The organism is Chrysiogenia bacterium, from assembly GCA_020434085.1.
In the GTDB taxonomy this organism is placed as follows: Bacteria; JAGRBM01; JAGRBM01; order JAGRBM01; family JAGRBM01; genus JAGRBM01.
This window is the reverse complement of sequence record JAGRBM010000199.1, coordinates 1-6,306: the sequence shown is the minus strand read 5'-3', so window position 1 is coordinate 6,306 and position 6,306 is coordinate 1. Positions and strand designations below refer to the sequence as shown.

Annotated in this window: 7 protein-coding genes; 4 read left to right on the top strand and 3 right to left on the bottom strand. The window is 60.3% G+C overall.

Annotation, left to right across the window (positions count from 1 at the left end; translation table 11 throughout):
- The 3 genes from KDH09_06580 to KDH09_06570 form a co-directional block, all read right to left on the bottom strand.
- On the bottom strand, positions 1 to 967 hold a 967-nt coding region (locus KDH09_06580), incomplete at its 3' end, for an alginate export family protein (GenBank protein MCB0219345.1).
- Between the two features lie 83 nt (positions 968 to 1,050).
- Positions 1,051 to 1,869 carry a hemerythrin domain-containing protein gene (locus KDH09_06575; GenBank protein ID MCB0219344.1) on the bottom strand — a complete coding sequence of 273 codons (819 nt, stop codon included), beginning with the start codon at positions 1,867 to 1,869 and terminating at the stop codon, positions 1,051 to 1,053.
- Between the two features lie 20 nt (positions 1,870 to 1,889).
- Positions 1,890 to 2,753 (bottom strand): YwiC-like family protein, encoded by an 864-nt coding sequence (locus KDH09_06570; GenBank protein MCB0219343.1) that lies wholly within the window; start codon positions 2,751 to 2,753, stop codon positions 1,890 to 1,892.
- A 270-nt stretch (positions 2,754 to 3,023) separates the two neighbouring features.
- Here KDH09_06570 and KDH09_06565 point away from each other — a divergent pair, with 270 nt between their 5' ends.
- The 4 genes from KDH09_06565 to KDH09_06550 all read left to right on the top strand — a co-directional run.
- The gene (locus KDH09_06565; protein MCB0219342.1) at positions 3,024 to 3,791 is read left to right on the top strand and encodes a c-type cytochrome; all 768 of its coding nucleotides are present in this window, start codon (positions 3,024 to 3,026) and stop codon (positions 3,789 to 3,791) included.
- A gap of 16 nt (positions 3,792 to 3,807) precedes the next feature.
- Entirely contained in the window at positions 3,808 to 5,202 is a 1,395-nt protein-coding gene (locus tag KDH09_06560; protein MCB0219341.1) for a cbb3-type cytochrome c oxidase subunit I, read from the top strand.
- 10 nt (positions 5,203 to 5,212) lie between these two features.
- The gene (locus KDH09_06555; GenBank protein ID MCB0219340.1) at positions 5,213 to 6,010 is read left to right on the top strand and encodes a CbbQ/NirQ/NorQ/GpvN family protein; all 798 of its coding nucleotides are present in this window, start codon (positions 5,213 to 5,215) and stop codon (positions 6,008 to 6,010) included.
- Between the two features lie 33 nt (positions 6,011 to 6,043).
- A partial coding sequence (locus tag KDH09_06550; protein ID MCB0219339.1) for a hypothetical protein occupies positions 6,044 to 6,306 on the top strand: 263 nt, incomplete at its 3' end.

Below are 6,306 nucleotides of genomic sequence, written 5' to 3'. Positions count from 1 at the left end.
TGTTGGGATTGTCGCCCGAGGCGATGTTGTACTCGGCCAGCAGCTTCAGGCCGCTCGCATCCTCGACGCCAAATCCCAGAGCAACGTGACCGGCAAAGGCCATGATGCCCACATCGTCGTTCTCCCCGCCCTGCACGGCACCTTCGAGGTCATAACCGATGCCGTCCCCAGGCATGTCCTTGGTGCGAAAACCCAGAGTGGCAAAAGCGAGATTGCCGTCCTGGACCTTCGCCGGGTTGATCGTCTGACCGTCGCGGTCGACGAAGCCGAAAAGGTAGACGTCCAGGCCGTTTCCAATCTCCTTGAGCGTTACATTCGCGCCGAAGAACATCGGGTCGTTGTTGCCGGGTGCGCCAAATGTGACCGTGACCAGTGCCGGCGGGGTCGGCGGGAGAGGGCTCAGTGCCAGCGTCGTTGTCCCGGCGGCATTGCGCTGGATCAGATGGAAGAAGAGCGTCGCCTTATGGCTGTCGGTGTCGTGGATGAGCGAGACGCCATCGAAGCTGCGGCCGCGGTTGGACCACCCGAGCGCACCGACGAGCCGCTGATCGCCGAAGATCATTTCCTGACGTCCCACGCGAAAGGTCAGGTCGTTGCCGATGATGTCGAGGTAGCCCTGGTGGAGCGCAATGTCCTCGTCATCGGCGGCAATGCCGCGTGCGGTATTGCCCGGTCCGAAGGTGCCCGAAAGGGCCGAGTCGCCAAATACACGCGAAGACTGGATCTGGATGAACCCGCGGAAGTTTTCCGTCGGAGTCGCCGTGACATTGAGCCGCGCGCGCAGCAGGCTGAAGTTGTCCTTGTCCTCGGCCTTGGCGTTCAGGTCATAGTCAAACTGGCTCTCGTTACGCACACGCGCTTCAAGACCCACCTTGATCTTGTCCGTCCATGACGCATCGGCTGCCGACGCGCTCGCGATTGGTAGGGCGATCGATGCCATCACCAGCAGAATCAAAAACTTTCTCATGTGCCTCATTTTCTTTTCCTTATCCCTGCTCCATATCGGAGCTGATGTTTTTTCTCACAGGCCCCTCTTGCCTGCATCGAGAGCTAGTTTTTCGTTGCCGCGCTTACGCTTGCACGCGGCCAGAAATCGCAGATACCGATTTCCTCGCTCGACTTGACCATTTGCTGCCAGAGTTCATCGGATTCGATGAGCCTGAACGTCGCCGGATAGAGAATGTTGTTTTCCTTGAATATATGGTCACGAATCTCCAGGCTCAACATGCGAGCCGTGGCGTTGAGCTGTTTCTTGAAATCCGCGAAGGCCATGCTGGCTGCCCGCGCACACAGGGCGTGCAGGCGCATCTTCCGGTAGTCGAGCCCCACGTGTTCGGCGCTCATTGCCGCGGTGGGGCCGATGAGCCCATGCCGCTCGGCGACGGGGAAGAGGATCTCTTCCTCGCGGCGGTGATGGGGTGCCGAAGCCAGCAGATTCTCTGCCACCACCTGGAGTTGGGAGGCCATCAGGGCGACTTCGTCGAAGTCGTCCGATGCCTGGATCAGTGTGTTGGCCTGATCGAGATCGTCCACGTTTCCCAGAATGAGGTCGTGCTCTGCATAGAGCTCGCTCAGCAGGTGCCCGGGAGGGAGCTTCGCGCGAACCTCTGCATCGGTGCTGGCGGTGCTCGCCATCTCGGTGCTGCACAGGTGGCGAAGCTCTTCGGGGTCGTAGCCAGCGCTGATGAGCTCGTCTTCGGCCAGAATTGCCAGTTCCAGAGGAAGCGATGCGAGGAACTCGCGCGCGTCGGCGGCGAGCTGTGCCCGTTCCCGGGTGCTGCCGGCGCCAGTGCGCAGGAGCTCGAGCTGGAGCGCGAGCTTCGGGTCCCGGCGCAGCGGATCAGAGTTCTTTCGATTGTCTGCGCTCATTGTCGGCATTGCCTGCACGATCAGAATCCACTCCACCCCTCGGGCGGGTAGGTCATGTAAAGGCCTGAACACAGGCCAACAAAAACAATTGTATGGGCGAGTTCCATCAGCCCGATTCGCTTGATTCGCACGGGCCGGGACTCGCGCGCGGCAATGGTCCACAGGGCTTTGAGCAGAACGGGAACAAAGACCAGCGGTGCCAGACGCGGCAAATGCGAAGTGGCGGCGAGTATCGCCAGTACGGCCAGGCCCACAAGATGTGCCGCAACCGAGGGCATTCCCGCCTGGATGCGCGTCGCAAGCGGGCCCATGCAGGCTCGATGATGGCGGACCACGTGGCGGACGTGGAAGACGCTGGTCTCAAAGAACACGAGAGAGAGAACCCACAGGCCGAGCGAGCGCTCGGAGATACCGCCCGAAGCAACCGCTTCTGCGGCCGGGGCCGCGAGGCTCAGCCCTGCCATTCCCAGCAGCTCGCCGGGCAGGCTCATTTCATCCTTGCGGCGGCGCGCGAACCAGAGCAGGGAGACCACGAAAAGAATCCCACCGGCGACTGCCGGGAGGAACAACGCATCGATGACGTCACGATTCCACAGGCCAGCGGTCATGAGCGCAAGGGCGCCGCACCAGAATGCGGTGCCGGCACGCAACTGCGTTTGCCGCTCCGCATCACTTTTTGCGCGAATCGAGAGGACGATGCCCTCACGAATGCAGAGCAGAGAAACCATGGCCCCGAACACGAGGGCACTCTCGGGGGCAGGAGCCCGCGCGACAAGAGTCCCCAGCACAAAACAGGCGATCAACGCGCTCCACGCGCCGTGCTGGCGCGGAATCGTGGGCAGAACCGATTTTCTGACCCATGAAACGTGTTGGCTGGCATTCACTCTGGCGGGCTCCCCTCTGCTTGTTCTTGTCTGGATCTTGAATCCTTCGCAATCAAACGATGCCAAGCCAGGGGGGCTCTGAGTTATGACTTGGCGCATATCAGTGAGTTTGAGCAAACGCCTAGGATTTTCGTTGACAGGTAGCGGGCAGCTTCATAGCTTCAATAGACATTGGACATATGAGTTGCCTCATACGCCGGGCGATAGGCCTTCCGGGTAGGGATATCTGAAGTCTATTCGCTCGGTGGAATACAACGGGAGGATCGGGTCTTGGCACTCAAACGAAGTACGGCTCGCAACATCTTTATCGCAGGCAGTTTCCTGTGTTTCGTTGGGTTGCTCGCGCTTACTGCGGATTTCCATAGCGTGGTGGCCGAGCGAACGAACGAAAAAGAGGGACTGACCGAGGATGTTCTCCGGGGCAAGGATGTCTGGGAGAACTACAACTGCGTGAATTGTCACGGTCGCCTGGGTGAGGGTGCCTACTACGCCCCCGACCTGACCAAGGCCTATTCACGCATGGGACCCGGGTGGATCAAGCACATGATGCTCGATCCGGCAGTGGCTTACTGGGGACCGGAATGGAATCAGGTTGGGCGCCGCAAGATGCCCAAGCTGGGGCTCAGCGATCAGGAAGCCGACGACGTCATCGCGTTTCTGCGCTTCCTGGACGGTATCGACACCAATGGGTGGCCGCCGCCGGAATCATCGACGCCTTCGACCTACATCCAGCCGGGCACCGACGCGTGGGCGGGCAAGGAAGTTTTTGAACGGCTTCAGTGCACCCTCTGTCACCCGATGAACGGGCAGCCCGCGCTCAACCCCATGGGGCCGGACCTGACCTTTGTGGTCTCACGCCTGCCGATTGACTGGATTCGTACGGAAATCCGTACACCGCAGGCCGATTTCGCGGCATCGCCGATGCCCAACTTCGGAGAAGAGCTTCTTCCGAACGATGAGATCGAACTCGTGATCGAATACCTCAAGCATACGAACCGGGCCCTTGGCGGCAAAAATATCGCCCAGGGCGGGAAGTAGGAGGCGGAGAAAGTAAATGAGTGAGCAAGCAAACACGCTGGACACGCGAACCGTAGTCAGATGGCACTTCATCGTCGCCATTCTGCTGTTCCAGCTCCAAGTGGTATTCGGACTGCTCTCCGTCGCGCACTACGTGTTCGGAGACTTCTTCTACAATCACCTTTTCGATTTTCATGTCACCCGCACCTACCACACCAATCTGCTGATTGTGTGGCTGATCATCGGGTTCATGGGCGCGACCTATCACCTGATCGCCGATGAGGGGCAGACCGAGGTCAAGTGGCCCAAGCTGGCCCTGATCAATCTGGGTCTGTTTGTCGCCGGCGGCGTCGCGGGCCTGATCGGGTACCTCTTCCGTTACTGGCAGGGCAGGGAATTCGTGGAATTGCCGCCTTATCTGGACGTGGCCGTTGTCGCGGTGGTCGGTATCTTCCTGGCCAATGTGATTGCGACGTTCATGGCGGGAAAACGGCGCACGGGCGTCCAGATCGTCATGCTGATCGGCTTCGTGCTGACCGGCGCGCTCTACATCCCGGCGAACCTGCACTTCGACAACGAGGCGCTCCAGAGCTACTACTGGTGGTGGACCGTGCATCTTTGGGTCGAGGGCGTCTGGGAGCTCATCATGGGCTCGATGCTCGCCTTCCTGATGATCAAGATGACGGGCGTGGACCGCGAGATCATCGAGAAATGGCTCTACGTGGTGATTTCCTTCACCCTGTTTACGGGCGTTCTGGGAATCGGTCACCACTACTACTGGATCGGCACCCCGCGCTACTGGCTGGTTGTGGGCGGTCTGTTCAGCGCCATGGAGCCGCTGGCCTTCCTGGGCATGGTTCTCTACGCAGTGTATGCAAAGAACCGTGCCACGGCCGAGCATCCCAACAAGATGGCGATGCTCTGGGCGATCAGTTGCACGATCATGGCGACGATCGGCGTGCTTCACGGCATGGCGCAGACCCTGCCGGTGGTCAATCAGTATACCCACGGCACGCACGTTACCGCTTCCCATGGCCATCTGGCTTTCTATGGCGCCTACGCCATGATCAACCTGGCCTTCTTCACCTACATGCTTCCCATCTCCAACAAGGTGGAAATGGAAGACTGGAACCAGGGGCTCAACAAGTTCAGCTTCTACGCCATGCTGATTGGAATGCTGGGCATCACGACTGCCAGTGCGATTGCGGGCATCACGCAGACCGTCTTTGAGAGACTGCTGGGCCGGCCCTATCCGCTGGTTCAGGAGATGGAGACAATCGTCACGGCCTACCAGCTCTGGATGTTCTTCGGATTCGTTTTCCTGGCTGGATCGGTGGCCTTTGCAGTGAATTTTTTCAAGCCGGGCCTGAAATTCCTCGAGGAAGATGAAGCCCTCAACCTGGGAACTGCGGAAGGAACGAGCGGTGCCTGAGGAAGCAACAATGCGCGCGATCGATGATTCGAAGCTGCCTTACTACGTCGCACGGGGCGACGAACTGGACGTCTTTACCAACGCCCATGAGCGTCAGATCCCCGTGCTGCTCAAGGGCCCCACGGGGTGCGGAAAGACCCGCCTGGTGGAGCATGTGGCCGCAAAGCTGGAGGTACCGCTCTACACGGTTGCCTGCCACGACGACCTGACCGCTTCGGACCTGATCGGGCGCTATCTCATCAAGGACGGAAATACCGAGTGGATCGACGGCCCGCTGACGCGGGCCGTCCGCCACGGTGGTATCTGCTACCTCGACGAAGTTGTGGAAGCGCGAAAGGACACCATCGTGGTGATCCATCCGCTCTCGGATGATCGCCGCCAGCTTTTCATCGAGCGCACGGGTGAGACCATCGACGCGCCGCCGACCTTCCAGCTCGTGATCTCGTTCAACCCGGGCTACCAGAACACGATGAAGTCGCTCAAGCCGAGCACGCGCCAGCGCTTTGTGGCGCTCGACTTCGACTGGCCGCCGATGGAGCAGGAATCCCAGATCGTTGCGCACGAATCGGGTGTGGATGCCGACACGGCGCATCACTTGGTTCACCTGGCGCACCGTATCCGGCCGCTCAAGGATGAGGGGCTCGAGGAAGTGCCTAGCACGCGTACGTTGGTTATTGCAGGCCGAATGATCGTTGCCGGCATGGACCGCGCCCGTGCGGCCGAAGTGGCCATGGGCATCCCGCTCACCGAGGATGAAGCCGTCCTCAAGACCATCCGGGATCTGGCGCACTTCGAATTCAACGGCTGAAGCAGCGCCCCCAAAGGGGCGCGGGAGCAGCCCATGCCGAGTATCTGGGCATTCATCGGATTCTTCTTTTTCGCCGTTCTTGGCGCGTATTTCTACTATCGCGAGCTCTCGGAGATTCGGGGCATCCAGCGCGAGGAAGACCTGCGCGCGTTCCGCGATGACGAGCTCCTCGAAACCCTTCGCCCCATTGCCGCCGTGGCCTTCCGTCGCAGCGTGGCGCTGGCGGCAGGCGACGAGCTCAACTTCACAACATTGCCCGACGGCACGAGCCGTCTGGACCGGGTCTGCCTGCCGGT